The organism is Megamonas rupellensis DSM 19944 (assembly GCF_000378365.1).
GTDB lineage: Bacteria > Bacillota > Negativicutes > Selenomonadales > Selenomonadaceae > Megamonas > Megamonas funiformis.
Genome location: NZ_KB899600.1, coordinates 1 through 20,144, shown reverse-complemented (window position 1 = coordinate 20,144; position 20,144 = coordinate 1). Strand labels below are relative to the sequence as shown.

Annotated in this window: 17 protein-coding genes, 2 tRNA genes and 1 other annotated feature; of the genes, 11 read left to right on the top strand and 8 right to left on the bottom strand. The window is 31.6% G+C overall.

What is annotated here, in order from left to right:
• Positions 1 to 7: 7 nt before the first annotated feature.
• Positions 8 to 92, bottom strand: a tRNA-Tyr gene (locus tag F553_RS0109990).
• Positions 93 to 100: 8 nt separating this feature from the next.
• Positions 101 to 178 (bottom strand) — tRNA-Arg (locus F553_RS0109985).
• Between the two features lie 271 nt (positions 179 to 449).
• On the opposite strand from F553_RS0109985, the gene F553_RS0109980 reads away from it, so the two are divergent.
• The 4 genes from F553_RS0109980 to aroF all read left to right on the top strand — a co-directional run bounded on the left by F553_RS0109980 (position 450) and on the right by aroF (position 4,461).
• Positions 450 to 1,337: a Rossmann-like and DUF2520 domain-containing protein gene (locus tag F553_RS0109980; RefSeq protein ID WP_018999989.1), complete on the top strand. Its 888-nt coding sequence runs from the start codon at positions 450 to 452 to the stop codon at positions 1,335 to 1,337.
• Entirely contained in the window at positions 1,312 to 2,139 is an 828-nt protein-coding gene (gene panB, locus F553_RS0109975; RefSeq protein WP_018999988.1) for a 3-methyl-2-oxobutanoate hydroxymethyltransferase, read from the top strand. The genes F553_RS0109980 and panB overlap by 26 nt, the downstream gene beginning before the upstream one ends.
• A gap of 80 nt (positions 2,140 to 2,219) precedes the next feature.
• Positions 2,220 to 2,466, top strand: a binding site (T-box leader).
• 59 nt (positions 2,467 to 2,525) lie between these two features.
• Positions 2,526 to 3,386, top strand: a complete 861-nt coding sequence (gene pheA, locus F553_RS0109970; RefSeq protein WP_018999987.1) for a prephenate dehydratase — start codon at positions 2,526 to 2,528, stop codon at positions 3,384 to 3,386.
• Positions 3,387 to 3,423: 37 nt separating this feature from the next.
• Positions 3,424 to 4,461: a 3-deoxy-7-phosphoheptulonate synthase gene (gene aroF / locus F553_RS0109965; protein WP_018999986.1), complete on the top strand. Its 1,038-nt coding sequence runs from the start codon at positions 3,424 to 3,426 to the stop codon at positions 4,459 to 4,461.
• A gap of 70 nt (positions 4,462 to 4,531) precedes the next feature.
• On the opposite strand, the gene F553_RS0109960 is transcribed toward aroF, so the two are convergent.
• The 5 genes from F553_RS0109960 to F553_RS0109940 all read right to left on the bottom strand — a co-directional run bounded on the left by F553_RS0109960 (position 4,532) and on the right by F553_RS0109940 (position 10,280).
• Positions 4,532 to 5,488, bottom strand: coding sequence for a hypothetical protein (locus F553_RS0109960; protein ID WP_018999985.1), 957 nt, complete (start codon positions 5,486 to 5,488; stop codon positions 4,532 to 4,534).
• 11 nt (positions 5,489 to 5,499) lie between these two features.
• Positions 5,500 to 5,862, bottom strand: a complete 363-nt coding sequence (aroH, locus tag F553_RS0109955; RefSeq protein WP_018999984.1) for a chorismate mutase — start codon at positions 5,860 to 5,862, stop codon at positions 5,500 to 5,502.
• A gap of 488 nt (positions 5,863 to 6,350) precedes the next feature.
• Positions 6,351 to 7,964, bottom strand: a complete 1,614-nt coding sequence (locus tag F553_RS0109950; RefSeq protein ID WP_051081878.1) for an ABC1 kinase family protein — start codon at positions 7,962 to 7,964, stop codon at positions 6,351 to 6,353.
• A gap of 183 nt (positions 7,965 to 8,147) precedes the next feature.
• Positions 8,148 to 8,945 (bottom strand): glucosaminidase domain-containing protein, encoded by a 798-nt coding sequence (locus F553_RS0109945; RefSeq protein WP_018999983.1) that lies wholly within the window; start codon positions 8,943 to 8,945, stop codon positions 8,148 to 8,150.
• Positions 8,946 to 8,978: 33 nt separating this feature from the next.
• Entirely contained in the window at positions 8,979 to 10,280 is a 1,302-nt protein-coding gene (locus F553_RS0109940; RefSeq protein WP_018999982.1) for an NCS2 family permease, read from the bottom strand.
• Between the two features lie 171 nt (positions 10,281 to 10,451).
• Here F553_RS0109940 and F553_RS0109935 point away from each other — a divergent pair, with 171 nt between their 5' ends.
• From F553_RS0109935 to pfkA, 7 genes are all read left to right on the top strand, one after another.
• Positions 10,452 to 11,072 (top strand): hypothetical protein, encoded by a 621-nt coding sequence (locus tag F553_RS0109935; RefSeq protein WP_018999981.1) that lies wholly within the window; start codon positions 10,452 to 10,454, stop codon positions 11,070 to 11,072.
• A 31-nt stretch (positions 11,073 to 11,103) separates the two neighbouring features.
• Positions 11,104 to 12,744: a DUF4127 family protein gene (locus F553_RS0109930; RefSeq protein WP_018999980.1), complete on the top strand. Its 1,641-nt coding sequence runs from the start codon at positions 11,104 to 11,106 to the stop codon at positions 12,742 to 12,744.
• Positions 12,745 to 12,845: 101 nt separating this feature from the next.
• Complete coding sequence (locus F553_RS0109925; protein WP_018999979.1) at positions 12,846 to 14,465, top strand: DUF4127 family protein; 1,620 nt, start codon at positions 12,846 to 12,848, stop codon at positions 14,463 to 14,465.
• A 100-nt stretch (positions 14,466 to 14,565) separates the two neighbouring features.
• Positions 14,566 to 14,940, top strand: a complete 375-nt coding sequence (locus tag F553_RS0109920) for a YkvA family protein (RefSeq protein WP_015562886.1) — start codon at positions 14,566 to 14,568, stop codon at positions 14,938 to 14,940.
• Positions 14,941 to 14,965: 25 nt separating this feature from the next.
• Positions 14,966 to 17,338, top strand: coding sequence for a DNA topoisomerase 3 (locus F553_RS0109915; RefSeq protein WP_018999978.1), 2,373 nt, complete (start codon positions 14,966 to 14,968; stop codon positions 17,336 to 17,338).
• A 237-nt stretch (positions 17,339 to 17,575) separates the two neighbouring features.
• A complete protein-coding gene (locus tag F553_RS0109910) occupies positions 17,576 to 18,898 on the top strand; it encodes a hemolysin family protein (RefSeq protein WP_008538782.1) in 1,323 nt (440 codons plus the stop codon).
• Positions 18,899 to 18,995: 97 nt separating this feature from the next.
• Positions 18,996 to 19,958, top strand: coding sequence for a 6-phosphofructokinase (gene pfkA / locus F553_RS0109905; protein WP_018999976.1), 963 nt, complete (start codon positions 18,996 to 18,998; stop codon positions 19,956 to 19,958).
• Positions 19,959 to 20,021: 63 nt separating this feature from the next.
• On the opposite strand, the gene F553_RS11925 is transcribed toward pfkA, so the two are convergent.
• Positions 20,022 to 20,144, bottom strand: a 123-nt coding sequence (locus F553_RS11925; RefSeq protein WP_018999694.1) for an IS3 family transposase, incomplete at its 5' end; no start/stop codon positions are given.

Genomic DNA, 20,144 nt, shown 5'->3' with positions numbered 1-20,144 from the left:
TACAAAATGGTGGGCAGGGATGGATTCGAACCATCGTAGCCTACGGCGACGGATTTACAGTCCGTTCCCTTTAACCACTCGGGCACCTACCCATTACAAATGGTGACCTTGGCAGGACTCGAACCTGCGACCTTTTGATTCGTAGTCAAACACTCTAATCCAGCTGAGCTACAAGGCCATTTGTTTGCGGTTGTCTTAACCGCGTATATTATAATATCAGATTGATTTATATTTGTCAAATGTTTTTTTGAAAAAATTTAAGATTTATTAAAATAAATTTTAGCTCTATACGAAATAGATAATAAATGATATATTATGTGATGGATAGTATTCGAAGCGAAACTGTACCACAAACTTTTATTTTTATCTAATTAAAAAGGATTGTATCGAAAGAACAAGACCTTACCAGAGATTTCATTGTATTACTTCCAAGAAAAAGAGGTGATAAAATGAAAATAGGATTTATTGGTGCGGGGAAAGTAGGCTTTTCCCTAGGAAAATATTTACAAAATAATTGCAGTCAAAATGATGTAGAGATTGTAGGTTATTTTAGTAAATCTTTAAAATCGGCAAAATCAGCAGCAGATTTTACTAGTACTAAATTATATATAAATCTTGAAAATATCTTAAAAGACAGTGATACCTTATTTTTGACAGTGCCTGATGGTAGTATCAGTCAAATTTGGGATTATATGAGAAATCTGGATATTAGAAATAAAAATATTTGTCATTGTAGCGGTTCGATATCTTCGACCGCTTTTTTTGATGCTCAAAATAAAGGTGCATATGCATATTCTATCCACCCACTTTGTGCGATAAATGATAGGTATGAAGCTTATAAAAATTTAGCAAATGCTGTATTTACTATTGAAGGTAATAGTGAAAATTTAGATAGCTTGATGCAGATTTTTCAAAAATGTGGTAATGACATCATAAAAATCGATACGCAAAAGAAAGCACTATATCATGCAAGTGCAGTAATGGCTAGTAATTTAGTTACAGCTCTATTTGCCACGAGTATAGATTTATTAAATCGTTGTGGTGTAGATAAAAAGATGGCGAAAAATATTTTATTGCCATTACTACAGGGAAATGTAGCTAATTTAGCTACTTTTGATATCAAAGATGCTTTGACTGGCCCAGTAGAGAGAAATGATGTAGTTACGATAAAAAAACATTTAAATGCATTTAATCAAGAAAATTTAAATCAAGAAAAAGAAATTTATAAGTTATTATCACAAAAATTAATTGAAATTGCACAAAGTAAAAATTCATTAAAAGATTATAGTGAAATGAAAGAGGTTTTTGATAGTGAAAAATACAGTATCAACATTTAAAATGCAAAAGGAAAACAAAGATAAAATTACAATGCTTACAGCATATGATTATTCTACAGCAAAATTGATTGATGAAGCTGGAGTTAATGGAATTTTAGTAGGTGACTCCTTGGGCATGGTTATGCTTGGTTATGAAGATACATTATCTGTTACTATGGAAGATATGATACACCATATAAAAGCTGTTACTAGAGGAGCAAAAAATGCTTTAGTTGTAGGTGATATGCCATTTATGTCTTATCAGACATCTGTTTATGATGCTGTGAAAAATGCAGGTCGTTTAGTGCAAGAAGGTCATTGTCAGGCAGTAAAATTAGAAGGTGGAGAAAGTGTTTGCTCACAGATAAAGGCAATTGTCGAAGCTTCTATTCCTGTTATGGCACATATAGGGCTTACACCACAATCTGTTAATGCCTTTGGCGGTTTCAAAGTTCAAGGGAAAAGTGAAGAGGCTGCCAAAAGAATTCTTCAAGAAGCAAAAGCTGTAGAAAAAGCAGGTGCATTTGCTGTAGTGTTAGAATGTATTCCTGATAAATTGGCAAAAATTATCACTGAAGAAATAAATATACCGACAATTGGCATTGGTGCAGGTAGTGATTGTGATGGTCAGATTTTAGTATATCAAGATATGCTTGGTATGTTTGGCGGATTTAAGCCTAAATTTGTGAAACGCTTTGCAAATGTTGGTGAAGAAATGACAAAAGCTTTTAAAGGTTATATTGAAGAAACAAAAGCAAAAACATTTCCAGCAAAAGAGCATTGTTTTAAAATAGATGATAGTGTAATTGAAAAATTATATTGATAATAATTTTATTTAAATATTACAAAGTTACAATAAAAACTATTGCATTTTATTTTTTTATATGATATTATGTAAACACGCTAAAGATGATGAAGAGGAAAAGTAGATAAATATAATCATGACAGAGAGTCAAGGATGCTGGAAACTTGATATGAAAGTATTTATTGAAGTTCACCTCGGAATTGCTCGCTGAACTTATTGTAGGTGGAGCCGGAGCCTTACCGTTATCGAAAAGGACAGTATCGGATTAGTCCCGTACTTGATGAGAGATATCTATATTTTTATAGATAAATAAGGTGGTACCGTGAATTCAGCCTCGCCCTTATATTAGGGTGAGGCTTTTATTATTTTTAAATCAATTAGATAAAAAAGAAAGGAGGCTTTTCATGAAGAAATTAGCTTTTTTAGGACCTCATGGAACAAATAGTGAAGAAGCTGCAATTTATATGGCTAATTTACGTAAAGAAAAAATGAATTTAGTGGCATATAATACAATACAAGATGCTATACAAGCTGTTGCTCAAAAAGATGTAGATTATTGTTTAGTACCAGTGGAAAATTCAATAGAAGGTTCAGTTCGTATTACCTTGGATACTTTGGCTCATGATGTTGACTTAATGATAGAGTCTGAATTAATATGGAGTGTACATAATCAATTATTAACAAAAAATCCTAATGCTAAGATACACACAATAATTTCTCATATTCAACCATTAGCTCAATGTAGAGAATATTTAAAGAGTCATTATCCAACGGCAAAGACAGAATCTGTTTCTAGTACAGCTAGAGCAGCAGAAAAAGCAAGCTGTTATGGAGATGGTTATGCGGCAATAGCGACAAAAACAGCAGCTGATTTATATAATTTGCAGATAATAGATACAGATATTCAAGATGTTGAAGATAATTTTACTAGATTTATTTTATTGACTAATAAAGATAAAGTAAAAAAATATCAAGATGTAGCTAATATGATGATAATTTGTCAGATAGATGGTAGAGCTGGCAGTTTATACGAACTTTTGGGTGATTTTGCTTGTCGAAAAGTAAATATGACAAGAATTGAATCAAGACCTGCGCGCACAAGTTTAGGCGAGTATATTTTTTTCATAGAAATAGATGCTAATGTGGATAAAGATATTTTACAAGAAGCACTTATGCAGGCTAGTAAAAAATGTTTTTGGCTTAAAAACTTGGGAAAATTCCCAGTATATAAAGCTAGTAATAAATTAGTAAATGAAATAAATTAATCTTAAATATAGATAAAACGAAAAGGTGGAATAAATAATGGTTGTAATAATGAATCCTGATGCAAGAGAAGAAAATATCATGGCTGTAGTAAAAGCTATCGAAAGTGTAGGGCTCACAGCTAAGATAATGGAAGGTGCACAGCAGAAAATTGTTGGTGTAATAGGTGACAAAACTCGTATGGGTTCACTAGCAGTAGAGGCAATGGAAGGTGTAGAACAGACAGTGGCTATTTCTAAATCCTATAAATTAGCCAGCCGTGAATTCCACCCAGCAAATACTGTTGTTGATGTAGATGGTGTAAAAATCGGTGATGGCAATGTAGTAGTAATGGCAGGCCCATGTGCAGTAGAATCTCGTGAACAATTATTAGAAGCAGCAAAAATCGTAAAAGCCGGTGGAGCACAATTTTTACGTGGTGGCGCTTATAAACCTCGTACTTCTCCATATTCTTTCCAGGGTCTTGAAAATAAAGGTCTTGAATATTTGGCTGAAGCTCGTGAAGTTACAGGATTAAAAGTAGTAACAGAAGTAACAGAAGTAGAAGCTGTTGATGCTGTAGCTCATTATGCGGATATTTTACAGATTGGTGCACGTAATATGCAAAATTTCCGTTTATTAAAAGAAGTTGGAAGATGTAATAAACCAGTTATGCTCAAACGTGGTCTTTGCGCTACTATTGATGAATGGTTAAATGCTGCTGAATATATTATGAATGAAGGCAATCATAATGTAATTTTATGTGAACGTGGTATTCGTACTTATGAAACATATACAAGAAATACATTAGATATGAGTGCTGTAGCAGCAGTAAAACATTTAAGTCATTTACCAATTATCGTAGACCCAAGTCATGGTACAGGTAAATGGAGAATGGTAAAACCTATGAGCTTTGCAGCAATAGCAGCTGGAGCAGATGGACTTATCATTGAAGTTCACCCAAATCCTGCAAAAGCTTTATCTGATGGACCACAATCTTTGACACCAGAAAATTATAGAGAAGTAATGCGTGGTGTCTATAAAATTTCTGATTTTATGAAAGCAGAAAATTTATTTACTGATTACATGAAAGACTAAAAATTTATATTATAAGATGAGAAAAAGCAGTCAAATACTTATTTATAATTAAAGTATTTGACTGCTTTTTTTATGTCATTAAAAATAAAAATATAGGATAAGCTATAAAAATAAAGATAATAGTAGTGATTAAAAAAATTGCTTCAGCAATACTGGTGTTTAATTTATATAGTTGAGTAACTAAAACAGAATTGATACCAATAGGACACATACCAATCAAAGTGATGACTGAAATGAGTAAAGCATTATCTGTAAATAAGCTAGCGGTGATAAATGATAATATAGGTATGATAAGAAAACGAACAGGTACAATAGTCAAAGCTAGATATCTATATAAGCGAGCTGCTTTAAAATTTAATAAATAACCTATAGGTAAAATACCAAACCAAGCACCTAGATGGACAGAAGCATTAAAAATGGGGTCAAAAATATCAGGACGAGGTACTTCGTAAATGTTTAAGATAGCACCGATAAACATACTAAGTAAACCAATTTGGTTCCAACTGATTAGAATAGAACGCCAATTCGGTTGAAATTTTGCTTTCGAACCCGCTGTAAATTTTTGATGAAAATATTCAGCTAGAGGAAAACAAAAAGAAAGTGTAAAAATATTTTGTACCATAGCGATAACTTGGACATAAGCATAGGCTAATTGTCCCATAGCTATATAAGCACATAAACCACCTAAAATACCTGTATTAGAGAGCATACTACTTAAAAGATAAGCACCGCTATTGCGTATATTTTTACCAAGTCGCCAGTTTACATATGGATAAGCTAATAATCCTGGAAGTGCTGAAATAAGGATAATTCCTACAAATGCCAATAAAAATAAATTTTGATCTATTTTTATCAACCAAAAACTACCAAGTCCAGTGATTATCATGATGAAACGGATATTTAATTTTAAGAGGAAATTACAAGTATTTAAAGATATTATCTTATATTTATGGAAATAATATCCTATAGTTAGAGGTAAAATAACATCAATAAATATGAATAAAAGGCGATAAAATGTTTCTGACATAATAACACCATTTAAGCTTTGGCAATATCAGGGCGAAGTTGACTTGCTCTACCTAAATAAATATGTTTTATTTCCTTTTGTGTTTTATCAGTATTCACCAAAAGTAAGACGCGGATACATTTTTCCATACTGTTTTCTACATACAATTGTTGAGCATCAAAAAGTGGCACTAAATCCCAATTAGGTAATTGACGTGCAGCAAAAGCAGGAAATACACTAGATAAATCTTTAGTAGCACTAAATAAAGCAGCACCAATATCTTCAGCAGTAATATCATTAGCTTCAAGAATGTTTATTAATAATTTTTTTACAGCCTCAATAATCTCTTCACGATTATCATTCTCCACAGTGATAGCTCCTCTAATTCCTTGCATAAAAAAACATTCCTTTCATTGTAAATATATTTCTATGTGCTTTACTTTTCTTTGGTGGGCAAAGAAAAGTAACAAAAGAATACTCACCGCAGATAAAATTTTAGTTTTGAAAATAATTATCTTTTCATACAACGCTTAGAAACTCGCTTCGCTCAAACATTCAGACTAAAAACGTATTCAAAGATAATTATTTTCAATAACCTTACGGTTACCACAAAATTTTATAATGCGGAAAATAAAAATTGCTAAATTATTTAATAATTAATAATACCAAATATTTCCCGCATTTTAGCATCTTTTTGCGGTAGCCGTAGGCTATTGGTAAAGATAAAAATATGACAATGGTTTTAGTTCTACTGTTTGAACGTAGTGAGTTTAGAACGTTGTTGGCATATTTTTATCTTTATCAAAGTAAAAAGTGCGTGAGCGGGTAGTTTTCTTTTTGGTTCGTTTTTCTTTTGTATAAAAGAAAAATGAACGTAAAGAACCTATTTTTCTTTAAAAATGTTAATCATTAAACGAATTGATAAGAAGACGGCTACTAGATATCCTAATACACCTAAAATAGGGATTTCCATTATTTGAGGTGTCATATTAGTAGTGCAGATGATGCTAGAGCCTAAAAGTAGTGCAGAGCAAATGATACCGATGATTAATTTATTAATCATTTTATCTAAACGACGAAGTGGTTCTTCTGAGCCTGTTAAGTCTAAATTAACTTTAGTTTGTCCGCTCATTGTCATTTTTAGGATATCAGATAATTGTTCTGGTATATGCATGGATTTTTGAAGCATTAAATAGCTATCTCGTTTGAATTTAGTAAATTCTTCTTTCCAACTGAAATTTCGTTTAAAATCAGCTCGCATATAAGAGGCAAAAATATCAATAAAATTGACATTAGGACAACAAATTTTGAGAACTGATTCAATTGTAACGACACCACGAGCAAACATACTTAGACCAGGGTTTATAGAGAGTTTATGACGGCGAGCAACAGTTATGATATCATGTGCTAATTCACTTAATTTTAATGTTTGGAAATTGGCATTACTATAGCGGTTCATTAGATTATCAATATCTTCATAAAGTTGGATATGATTTAATTTTCCTTGAACAGTACCTAAAGTTAAAATAGCGTTTTTCATCTCATAAGTATCATGTTGAACAAGGGCGTAAACAGCTTTTTTTAAAGCATCACGTTCTTTAGAAGATAAGCGTCCCATCATACCTAAATCAAGCCAAATAATTTTACCGTTTTTTATCCAAATATTACCTGGGTGAGGATCAGCATGAAAATAGCCATCTTCAATGATTTGTTTTACATAATTTTTGCCAAGATGAATACCTAATTCTTCAACATTATAACCTTGGGCTTTTAATTTGCTGATTTCATCAATGCGATGACCGTCAATATATTCCATTACAAGTACGCGAGCTGTAGTCAGTTCATGTTTTACAGTAGGACAATCAACGAAAATATCTTCACTATTGAGTCGTTTAAATTCATCAATATGTTCAGCTTCCATCATGAAATCCATTTCTTGCTTAGTGATATTCCACATTTCATCAAGAATGGCGTTAAAATCTAAAATGCTAGATGAAGTTTTAAAGACTTGTAAGATAGATACAGCTCGTTTTAATAAAACTATATCTTTAGCCATTACTTCATAAATTCCAGGACGTTGTACTTTGATGACAATTTTTTCACCAGTTTTTAATGTAGCTTTATGTACTTGAGCTATAGAAGCAGAGCCAAGTGCATGGTCATCTATATCGAGAAAAACATCTTCTATTTTTTTATTATATTCTTTTTCAAGGCAGTCTTTAATGATGCTAAAATCTAAAGGCTTAGCTTGTGTTTGCAATTTAGTCAGTTCAATAGCATAATCGGCAGGTAAAAATCCTGGTTTTAAAGAGAGTATTTGACCTAATTTTACAAATGTAGGGCCTAAATCTTCTAGGATTAAACGCAATTTTTCAGGTGTCATATCGCTTGTAAGTACATTATGCTTACGTAAAACAAGCACCATTTCCCGTAAACGATGAGAGGAACTGTATTTTGTTTGTTTAGGAAATTTTATCAAATTAACACCTTCTATCATAAATTTTTAATATAATGTATTTAAATAAAATAATTATGTTTATTATAGCAAATAAGTGAAAAATAGTATAACAGTTTATTTATCGCTTAGAATATGGATTTTTGATGAGCTTAAAATTTTTAATAAAAAAGAGTTGAAATATTAATTTGAAAATCTTCAAGTATATATTTCAACTCTTTTTATTTATTCTTCTGTAATATTATCTAAAATTTGTAGAATTTCTTGTCCGTAATTATTTCCAGGAACTGCCCAACGACCATTTAAACCAGGCCATGTATCAATTGTTGATGTAGAATAAACGGCACGAACTAAGGAATAACGTGGATCTACTACATCTTCGCGAGGAGGTCTAACGGAAGCATAAGCCAATAAATGTTGAATATGAGCTCTAACACCAATACGAGCTGTTTCAAAATAAGCACCTTTTACAGTAGCACTTGTTGTACCTAGACCGCAATAATTATTTTGGTCAGGTATTACTGTACCACCATATCTAAAAAATCCTGTTTCTTTTAAAGCTTGAGCAAAAGCTGCATCAGGACGAATTCCTTCTTTGCCAGCTTCTTCATAATAATAATCAACTAATTCTTCAGCAGAAACTGTAATTTTAGGATTTGGGTTATTTTTGAGCAGGTAATTTACGCATTGTTCACGAGTTGCAATAGCTGAACCCATGATAGAAGAACTGCCATAATTTACTACTTTATCTTGTTCTTTTTTATCAGAGTCGCCTTTTAAAATAGCAGCGATTTTTTCTGATACAGAGTGATTAGATGTTTCTTTTTTATCAAAAGTATTATCATCATTATCAGTTTTTAAAGCAATAACAGCACTTGTTTCGCGTTGTTGATGTTGACTTAAGCCCTTTAAAGTATAATTATTTTGCATAGGAGTCATACTAGCTTGACTAGGAAAACCAATACTGATACAAGCTGCGACAATTAAAGAACTACCAAGAATTTTATATTTGCGAAAAAACATAGAAGATAAAGGACCTCCTTAAGTATCAAATTTTTAATTGCTTAAGACTACAAATTGGATAATAAACAAAAGCATAAATACATAAAGTAGAGGGTGAACTTGTTTAATTTTTCCAGAGAATATTTTTATTAAGCAATAAGAGATAATACCGATACCAACAGCATCAGTGATACTGTAAGATAATGGCATCATTAGAAAAATCAAGAAAGCAGGAAAAGCTTCTTGCATATCATCCCAATTTATACGAGATAAACTGCTCATCATATAAAAACCAACAATAATTAATGCTGGTGCAGTAACTGCTGGAACAGTGGATAAAACTTTAGCAATTGGAGCTGTAAAAAGCATTAAGAGGAATAATAAAGCAATGATGACGTTTACAAAACCAGTACGACCACCACTAGCTACACCAGAACCAGATTCAACATAAGCAGATGTTGGGCTTGTACCAAAAATAGAACCAACAAGGCTAGCGATAGAATCTGCTAAAAGAGCGCTTTTTACATTAGGAAAAGTATCATTTTTCATCAATCCTGCTTGTTTGGCAATACCAAGCATAGTACCAGTAGTGTCAAATAAAGTAACAATGAAAAATGTAAAAATTATAGTATAAAGATTATGAGAAATAGCTCCCATGATATCCATTTGCATAAATGTATTACCGAGTTCAGGTGTACTGAAAATAGTATCAGGTAAGCTGATATAACCAAAAAGGAAAGATAATATAGAGGTAATAATCATGCCTAAAAACAAAGCACCACGTACATTATTTACCACTAAAATAATGCTTATAAATAAACCGATAAGTGACATATAAGTTACAGGGTCAGTAAAATTACCAAGAGTAACTAGGGTAGCTGGAGAAGCTACAATAATATGAGCACTTTGAAGACCGACAAAACTGATAAATAAACCGATACCAGCACTGATACCTTCTTTCATTGAAGCTGGTATAGCATTGATGACAGCTTGACGAAATGATGTCAATGAAAGGATTAAAAAGATTAAAGCGGAAATAAATACAGCGCCTAAAGCTTCTTGCCAAGGAATTCCCATAGAAATTACTACAACAAAACTAAAGTAAGCATTCATTGCAAGTCCAGGAGCAATCGCTATAGGGTAATTAGCAAAAATCCCCATGAATAAGCAACCGACAATAGTTGCAATTATTGTGGCAAAAAATACACCATTAAAATCCATACCTGTCTGGCTTAGAACACTAGGATTTAAGATGATGATATATGCCATAGTTAAAAAGGTAGTAAAACCAGCAAGGGTTTCAGTAAAATAAGAAGTTTTTCGTTCTTCAAATTTAAAATATTCTTTTATTGACATGACAAAACCTTTCTGAGATTTATTTTGTATACTATCATATAATACCATAATTGTGAAAAAATTTTTAGTATAAATTTAATAATAATAGTTATTATCTTTAAATTGAATATTAAATATGATATCATTATATAGTTAGATAGTTATTTGTATATTGAAGAAAGGAGAAATATAGTGAAAAGATATCTTTTTATTTTAGTATTAAGCTTAATGACTGTTATTAGTTTTCCAATAAATAATTCTTTTGCGGCGACAGAACCGTTATCTGAAGAAGTTTTTCAGTGGGTACAGGCAACACCTCGTTCAAGTTATTATTTTAATAAAGATGCTATGACCTATGAAATTGGAGCAGATGGCTATGCCGACACGAATATTTTAATTGTACCAACAGTAAGACTTTTTGATAATATGCAAATTCAAGATGTGATAATGAAAAGACAATGGAGAAATTTAAGCACGTATAGATTTGATGAATTATCTGGTGTAGCAGAATATTTGCGAATAAATATAAAAGATAAAACAGTAGAATATACAGAATGTGTATATTTAGACCAAGGATATAACTCTTTGTATGTTAATTATGAAAGACCAACTCAAAATATGAATACAATGAGTGTAAAAGATGTAGATTATAATTTTTATCAAGCTATATTAGATTATGAAAAAGAACATAGAAAAGAGCTTTTAACAAAAATTATTGATCAGGTGAAATCTGAAGATTTAAAAGCTGCAGGAATAACTTTAACTAAAGAGCAAAAAAAGAATATGAAAGAAAATAAAAAGCAGAGAAGATAATACGCTATTTGGCAGTGGAGAGGTGTAAACTTTGTATTCTAGGAGTTGGAAAAAACTAGTTTTAGGAATTTGTTTAGTTGTTTGTTTAGTAAATATTTTTAATGTAGAAAAAGTATTTGCTAAAGATGAGAAAAAAGTAATTTTGTATGTGCCTCAAGATGATAGACCGATATCTTCCGATCAAACAGCACAAGTAATCCGTTCTATGGGTTATACTGTAGAGATGCCACCAAAAGATTTATTAGGTGATAGAGATAAAGCTGGCAGACCAGAAGAAATTAATCGTTGGTTAGTGGAAAATGGTGGTAAAGATAAAGTAGCAGTAATATCTTCTGATGCTATGATTTATGGAAGTTTAGTAGCTTCAAGAAAACATCATATACCAAAAGATTTATTGTTAAGACGTGTAAAAAATATAGAAAAGTTGCATGATACGCACCCTAAGATGCCTATATATGTATTTTCTTCTATTATGAGAACGCCAAAAGATGGAGCTTCTTCAGGAACAGAAGAGCCAGAATACTATGTAAAATATGGACAAGCTATAGCTAATTATACAAAAATTGATAATGCTGATACTTCAGGATTAAATGAAAGTTATCAAGTAGCCCTAAGAGAAGGTGTGCCAGAGGCAGCTTTAAAAGATTGGCTTTCCCGTCGCAGAACAAATGTGGAAGTCAATAAACAATTGATAAATTTAGTTAAAAACAATGATGTAGTGTATATGGCAACAGGAAAAGATGATAATTCTAAATTATCCCAGACTCATAGAGAAAGTAATGAGTTGAGAGAATATGCAAATAGTTTAGGATTAAAAAATAATCGTTTCCAAGTTTTGACTGGTTTAGATGAAGTTGGGCTTTTAGTTTTGACTAGAGCTGTTAATGAATTAGAAAATTATAAGCCATATGTTTATATAAAATATGCTTCTGGTTATGGCGGAGCAACTGTGCCAACATATTCAGATGAGTCTATAGATAATACACTTACAAGTCAAATAACGGCTATCGGTGGTATTAGAACATATGATTTGAAAAAAGCTAATTTAGTAATGTTTATAAATACTAATCGCAGTGGCTGGACATATGATGCTAATACTCCAGTAAATACGCTTCAACCAAGATATAATACAATGGATTTTGTTGAAGATATAGAAAGCTTTGTCAATGCAGGCTATCATGTGGCTGTAGGTGATATTGCTTTTGCTAATGGAGCAGACAATGCTTTGATGAAACAATTACAAGATAGAGATTTATTAGATAAATTATATGGATATGCTGGTTGGAATACAGCAACTAATAGCACTGGTTTTGCATTAGGTATGGGAATTGTAGGCAATCAGATAAGCCAAGATAAGCGCAATGAATTATTATTGACTAGATATTTAGATGATTGGGTATATCAAGCAAATGTTCGTCAAAGTGTGAACTCTTATTTAAATTTATTGCCAGGTAGTGGTGATTATTTAACTATAGGAGATACAAAAAGACCATATATTGAAGAATATGGTACAAAATTAATGCGTTCTTTTGTAAGTGATAATTTAAATTTATTTAATGAAGCAGTAAATGTTTCGATAACAATGCCATGGAATAGAATTTTTGAAGCTAATTTCGATGTTTCTGGTAATAAATTAAATGAAACAGTATTGAAAAAGCATTTAAAATATTAAATTAAAAAGCCTGCATATTATTTTGCAGGCTTTTCTAGTATGATTGAAATTATGATATAATTTATTATGATTAAGATATTTATAATTAATGAGGTGATAAAGTGCAGTTTAAATATTTAAAACAACTATTATGTCTTTTTTTGATGATGATAGTAGTTTATGTACCGAATGTTGTTTTTGCTAGTTTAAATAAAACTATTATTTTTGTACCCCATGATAATAGACCGATTTCTTTTAAGCAGACAGCAGATAATATTCGTGATTTAGGATATGAAGTATTGACACCACCAGAAGAACTCTTAGGTAATAGAGAAAATCCTTATGCAAAACCAGAAGAGTTATCTAAATGGGTGATAGAAAATGCAAAAAAAGCTGATGCAGCAGTAATATCTTCAGACTCTATGGTTTATGGTAGTCTTGTTGCTTCAAGAAAGCATAATTTAAGTGAAGATGTTGTTTTAGCTAGAGTGCATAATTTTGAGAAAATACATCAAACAAATCCAAATATGAAATTATATGTATTTGGCTCAATTATGAGAACACCTCAAACAAGTGAAGCGTCAGGTAGTGAAGATGCAAATTATTATGCCCAATATGGTACAGATATTGCGCGTTATACTGCATTGACTGATAAATTAGAACAAGATGGACTAACACATAAAGAAAGAAAACAGTTAAAACAATATGAACAAAAAATACCAAAAGCAGCTCTAGATGATTGGCTTTCTCGTAGACAAGGTAATTTTTTAGTAAGTAAGAATTTAATTGATTTAGCTAGAAATGATGTGATTACTTATTTAGCATTAGGTTGTGATGATAATGCGAAATATTCACAGACAAATAAAGAACGCCGTGCGCTTGATAATTATGGCAGTGATTTAGGTAAGTTGAAATATCAATCAGTAGCTGGAATTGATGAAATTGGTTACGTTTTATTAACTAGAGCAGTGAATAATTTACAAGGTGATATTCCATTTGTAAGTGTTCATTATGCTAAAGGTACAGGAGAAAATACGATACCTGCATATTCTAATGAGCCAATTAAAAATTCTATAGCGACTCATATCAAAATGGCTGGCGGTATGAAAGTCAATAGCGATAAAAGAGCAGATTTAGTATTCATGGTTAATACTAATTTTGACGGTACAACAGGTGCAGCTAATGATTTAAATAATGTATATATACCAAACGAAAATATCATAGATTTTGTCAATATGGTCGATGAAGCTGTACAGGCTAATAAAAAAGTAGGTATTGGCGATATCACATTTGGCAATGGCTCTGATAATGCTTTAATGTTTAGTTTATATGGTAAAAATTTATTGGATAAATTAAATGCTTATTCAGGTTGGAATACACCTACAAATAGTACAGGTTATGCTTTGGCTATGGGCATGGGAGCAAATTATACAGATAGAGTGGGCATTTTAAAAATGCTTGAAGTCCGCTATTTAGATGATTGGCTCTATCAGGCAAATATCAGACAAGCTGTAGCGAATAGATTAAACTCTATGCCTGGTGAAGGCGATTATGGTAATACAAAAACTAGAACTTTACCAGCAGAAAAATTAGCTACAGAAGCTTTACAGAAAATGATAGCTGATTATGGTTTAGAAAAATTTGAAGGTCAATCTTATGTGGCTGATGCACAAATAAGATTTCCATGGCAACGTATGTTTGAGGCAGATATAATTTTTCCTGAAGAAAAAATAGAAAAATAAATTATAGTTCACATAAAGCTCTATATTAAGTATAATAATTAATATTTAATATAGAGCTTTTATTTTATTTAATTTATAAGTTTATTAAGGAGAATTTTAAATGTTTACACGAATTATATCGTTTATCAGTTCAAGTAGAAGAGATATTTTAATTTTATTTACAGCTTTATTTAATAGAAATACACCTAAGATGATAAAAACAATGACAATTGTAGCGTTTTTATATCTTATAAGTCCTATTGATTTTTTACCAGATATGATACCGGGACTGGGATTATTAGATGATGCAGTAGTTGTGCCGGGAATTTTATATGCAATGCTTCAGATGTTACCTGCTTCTGTCAGAGCAAAATCAGAAGCACAGGCAGATTATTTAGGGCCGAAAATGCCTTGGCTTTTAGCTATTTGTGGAATTTTTCTCATAGCATGGACTATATTTGTTTTTGTAGCGATTTATAATTTTATTTTTAATTAATTCAAGTAATTTAGGAGATGAAATTATGCGTTTATATATAGCTGAAAAACCAAGTATGGGAGCAGAGATTGCAAAATGTTTGACAGGCCCTGTGCAAAGAAAAGATGGATATTTAATAACTAAAGATGGAATTGTAACATGGGCTTTTGGTCATATTTTGCGTCAAGCTGAGCCAGAAGAATACAATGCTAAATATAAAAATTGGAAAGCTGAAGATTTACCGATTATACCCAAACAGTGGAAAATGATTATAGATGAGTCTTGCAAAAAGCAATTTGGTATTATTAAAAATCTTATTGATAAAGCTGATGAAATAGTTCATGCAGGCGACCCTGATAGAGAAGGGCAATTATTGATTGATGAAGTTTTAGATTATTTAAATTGTCAAAAACCTGTAAAGCGAATTTTATTAAATGCCTTAGACGAGGAAAGTATAAAAAAAGCTAATAAAGATTTGCGAGATAATCGAGATTTTTTGAATTTAAAAAAATCTGCTTTAGCTAGAGCAAGAGCAGATTGGCTTATCGGTATGAATTTGTCTAGGGCATATACTTTGGCAGCAAGAAGAGCAGGGAAAAAAGGTGTATTTGCTGTAGGTAGAGTAAAAACACCGACACTTGCTTTAGTTGTCCGCAGAGAACGCGAATTAAAAGATTTTAAACCAGTGGATTACTTCACGATAAAAGCAATATTTGCTAATGAAAATGGTGAATTTAGTGCCACATGGAAGCCTAAAGATACACAGGCGGGACTAGATTTTGAAAATCGTTTAATTGATGAAAATATAGCTAAAGCTTTAATCGGTAAATTTGCTCAAAAAACAGAAGCAGGAAAAATAACAGCTTATCAAAAAGCACAGAAAAAAGAAGCACAAAGATTGCCATTTTCTTTATCTAGTTTGCAAGTTTTGGCAGGTAAAAAATATGGATATGACCCGCAATTAGTATTAGATACTGCACAAAAATTATATGAGAAAAAATTGACGACATATCCACGTTCCGATTGTGAATATTTACCACAAAGCCAGTTTAGTGATGCTAAAATTATTTTGCAGAATTTATATAATATCAATGAAAAGCAATTGGCTAATTGGGCAAAAAAATGTGATTTAAAAACGAAAAGTAGAGCATGGAATGATAAAAAAATTACAGCTCATCATGCGATTATTCCAACAAAAGTAAAAGTTAATTTAATGAGTTTGACTACAGAAGAAAGAAATATTTACTTTTTAATAGCTCAAGCATATATAGCACAATTTTATCCAGTTCATATTTATGACCAGACTAAAATCAGCATAGAATATATGCAAGAATTGTTTGTAACAAGTGGTAGAGTCGTAAAACAGATGGGCTGGAAAGAATTATATGTGCAAAATAATAAAGAAAAATCTTTAAATGAAGACGATAAAAAAGAAGATAATGAAGAAAAAGAAGAACAAAATTCATTGCCACTTATGAAAAAAGGTGATGAAGTAGAATATGTAAAAGGCGAATATGATAAAAAATCTACAAAACCACCAACTCGCTTTACAAGTTCGACACTGCTTGCAGGTATGAAAGATATTCATAAATATGTAAAAGATGTAGAAGTTAAGAAAAAATTAAAAGATATTTATGGTATTGGCACAGAAGCGACAAGAGCAACTATTATCGAAGATTTAGTAAAGAGAAATTTTTTACAACTTGAAGGTAAAAAGAAATATTTAGTGCCAACACAGTCGGCATATATTTTAATTGATGCACTGCCAGATGAAATGACATATCCAGACTCTACAGCTGTTTGGGAAGATTATCTTCATTCTTTATCTGAAGGTCAGGGAACAATTGAAGAATTTTTAGCTAAACAGGCAGAATTTACGCAGAATTTATGTATTAAAGCAACAAAGACAGTTTTGGTACAAGAGCATGAATATAAATGTCCTAGATGTAATCAAGGTATTTTAGTAAAACGCAAAGGTAAAAATGGTGAGTTTTGGGGCTGTTCTAACTTTCCTAATTGTCGTATGACTTGTAATGATGTAGATGGCAAGCCAGATATAGAAAAAACAAAATTTAATTTCAATAATTATCGACAAATGAGTTATAATAATAGTGATAAAAATTATATAAAATCTGGGCAAAATGAGATATTTCAGCAAGATAATCAATTGATTTCAGCTTGGGATTTAATCGCTAGAGAAAATACGAAAAAGATGAATTTTGCTCCTAAAGAAAAATTTTCAGCAATGCCTATAGAGAAAAATAAAAATACTAAAGCTACATCAAAATATTTATGTACACGTTGTAAAGAAGGCAATTTACGTAGAATTCGCGGTAAAAATGGTTGGTTTTGGGCATGCTCAAATTATCCTCATTGTACAGCTACTTATGATGATAATAATGGAATTCCTGTGATATAGAAAGCTCAAAATACGTTGAACTAGTATATGAATTTTTAAATCTATTTAAAGAATTTTTATTAACTATACTAAAATGTAAATTAAAAGTAAGTACAACGTAAAAATATTCAGATAAAGAAAAAGTTGAAAAATAACTTATGATTTTATATAATTATACTAGATTTAAATTTATACAATATAGGAGGTGAATTACCTGTTTCAATGTTAGTATAAATAGTTGATACAGGTAATTAATTATTGGAGCTAATTGAAGTTCTGTTGAAATTAATTTTAGTAGTATTTTTAGTGTTTATGAATGGTTTTTTCGTAGCGGCGGAATTTGCCCTTGTAAAAATTCGTTCCTCTCGTTTGGAAACGCTTTTACAAGAAGGTAATACACGAGCTAAATATGCCAAAAAGCTCACAGACCATTTAGATGCATCTTTATCAGTAACACAGTTAGGGATAACACTTGCATCCCTTGGTTTAGGTTGGGTTGGTGAGCCAGCTGTTGCAGCTTTATTAGTACCGGTTGTGCAGTTCTTTGGCTTTGGTGAAGATTTTGCTCATTCTATAGCACTTGTGGTAGGTTTCTCTCTTATTACAGCAATGCATATCATTTTAGGTGAATTAGCACCAAAATCTATGGCTATTCAAAAAGCAGAAACTGTAACGCTTAATATTTCTATACCAATGCTTATTTTCCACAAAATTATGTGGCCGGCTGTATGGATTTTAAACCATGTAGCTAACTGGGTAATAATTCGCCTTGGTTTTGAAGTGGCAAGTGAAGGTGAAGAAGCTCATAGTGAAGAAGAAATTCGCTTGTTGATGGAAGAAAGTCATAAACATGGATATATTGATAAAACAGAATTGACTTTTGTAGATAATGTATTTGATTTATCTAATCTTACAGTTAGAGAGATTATGATCCCTCGAACAGATATGATTTGTTTGTATTTAGAAGACTCTTTTGATGAAAATGTAAAAAAAGCGTTGACTGAACAGATGACAAGATATCCTGTTTGTATTGAAGATAAAGATAATATAGTAGGATTTTTGCATATAAAAGATTTATTAAATCCATTATATGCGCGCAAAAATATTGATATTAGGTCATTATTAAGAGAAGTTACTGTCGTACCAGAATCTATGCCAGTGCGTAATTTGTTAAAACTTATGCAAGGAAAACGTTTACAATTAGCTATTGTTGTAGATGAATATGGCGGTACAGCTGGTATGGTTACTTTAGAAGACATTGTTGAGGAAATTGTTGGTGAAATTCAAGATGAATTTGATGAAGAAAGACCAACAGTAGAAAAACGTACAGAGAAATTATATTCCCTTGATGCGAAAATGTTACTTGATGATGTAAATGAAATGTTTGGCACTAATATTGAAGAAGAAAATATAGATACTATCGGTGGTTGGCTTTCTACACAGGTGGATACTCCTCCACGTGTAGGTCAAAAAGCTAACTTTGGCGATGATGAATTCTTTGTCGAAGAAGTAGATAGAGTTCGTATTACGCGCGTATTAGTAAAATTAAATCATACTGTAGATGGAAATACAGATATTTAAAAGGTTGCGAATATGTTTATATTTTAGTATAAGCATTTCTATATAGTTAATAATATGCATTATATTGTATATCAAAGAAGAAAAGGGGTAATTTGATATGTTAAAATCTATTGCAATCATGACTAGTGGTGGAGATAGCCCAGGAATGAATGCTGCAGCTCGTGCGGTAGTTCGTACAGCTCTTTATGAAGGAGTAAAAGTATTTGGTATCTATGATGGATACAAAGGTATGCTTGAAGATCGTATCGTAGAATTAAATTCTCAAAGCGTTAGTGATATTATCCAACGTGGCGGTACTTTCTTAGGTACAGCTCGTTGCCCAGAATTCAAACAAGAAGAAACTCGTAAAGAAGCTCTTAAAATTCTTCAAAGTCATGGCATTGAAGGTTTAGTTATTATCGGTGGTGATGGTAGCTTAACTGGTGGTTCTTTATTAAGCGATTTAGGTATGCCAATCGTTGGTCTTCCTGGTACTATCGATAATGATGTTTGGGGCTCTGATTATACTATCGGTGCTGATACTGCATTAAACACTATCTTAGATGCAATCAATAAACTTCGTGATACAGCATCTGCTCATCGTCGTATCATCGTTCTTGAAGTTATGGGTCGTAAATGTGGCTGGCTTGCTATGATGGCAGGTATCGCTGGTGGTGCAGAATATGTTCTTGTTCCAGAAGTTAAATATGACCTTAACAAAATTTGTGATGAACTCAAAACATCTTATGACAATGGTCGCCGTTATAGCATCGTTGTTGTTGCTGAAGGTGTAGGCAGTGCTGTAGATATCGGTAAAGAAATCGGTGAAAAAACTGGTATCGATACTCGTGTAACTGTATTAGGTCACGTTCAACGTGGTGGTTCTCCAACAGCTGAAGACCGTGTAAAAGCTAGTATGTTAGGTGAAAAAGCTGCTTTAGCACTTCTCAATGGTCAGTCTAATATCGTATTTGGTATCAACGAAGGTAAAGTTGTAGCTATTGACCTTCATGATTCTGTAAATAACAACAAAACATTAGACCCAGAACTAGTACGCTTAGCACGTGTATTATCTAAATAATAATTTAGGCTAAAAATAAAAGCATTAAAGTTTGATATGCACCCAAAATATTGGACATATTAATTAAGCTACTAATTGAGACTTAGTTCTGTATTCTACAGGACTAAGTCCTTTTAGTTTTATCTTTATCCGTTTTGTATTATAATATTTTATATAAGATTTTAACTCTTTTATAAAATCTTCAAC

What these genes read in the sequence shown, in the direction of transcription:
- F553_RS0109980 (WP_018999989.1), top strand. Translation starts at nt 450, where the DNA reads ATGAAAATAGGATTTATTGGTGCGGGGAAAGTAGGCTTTTCCCTAGGA.
- pheA (WP_018999987.1), top strand. Translation starts at nt 2,526, where the DNA reads ATGAAGAAATTAGCTTTTTTAGGACCTCATGGAACAAATAGTGAAGAA.
- aroF (WP_018999986.1), top strand. Translation starts at nt 3,424, where the DNA reads ATGGTTGTAATAATGAATCCTGATGCAAGAGAAGAAAATATCATGGCT.
- F553_RS0109960 (WP_018999985.1), bottom strand. Translation starts at nt 5,488, where the DNA reads ATGTCAGAAACATTTTATCGCCTTTTATTCATATTTATTGATGTTATT.
- aroH (WP_018999984.1), bottom strand. Translation starts at nt 5,862, where the DNA reads ATGCAAGGAATTAGAGGAGCTATCACTGTGGAGAATGATAATCGTGAA.
- F553_RS0109950 (WP_051081878.1), bottom strand. Translation starts at nt 7,964, where the DNA reads ATGATAGAAGGTGTTAATTTGATAAAATTTCCTAAACAAACAAAATAC.
- F553_RS0109945 (WP_018999983.1), bottom strand. Translation starts at nt 8,945, where the DNA reads ATGTTTTTTCGCAAATATAAAATTCTTGGTAGTTCTTTAATTGTCGCA.
- F553_RS0109940 (WP_018999982.1), bottom strand. Translation starts at nt 10,280, where the DNA reads ATGTCAATAAAAGAATATTTTAAATTTGAAGAACGAAAAACTTCTTAT.
- F553_RS0109920 (WP_015562886.1), top strand. Translation starts at nt 14,566, where the DNA reads ATGTTTACACGAATTATATCGTTTATCAGTTCAAGTAGAAGAGATATT.
- F553_RS0109915 (WP_018999978.1), top strand. Translation starts at nt 14,966, where the DNA reads ATGCGTTTATATATAGCTGAAAAACCAAGTATGGGAGCAGAGATTGCA.
- pfkA (WP_018999976.1), top strand. Translation starts at nt 18,996, where the DNA reads ATGTTAAAATCTATTGCAATCATGACTAGTGGTGGAGATAGCCCAGGA.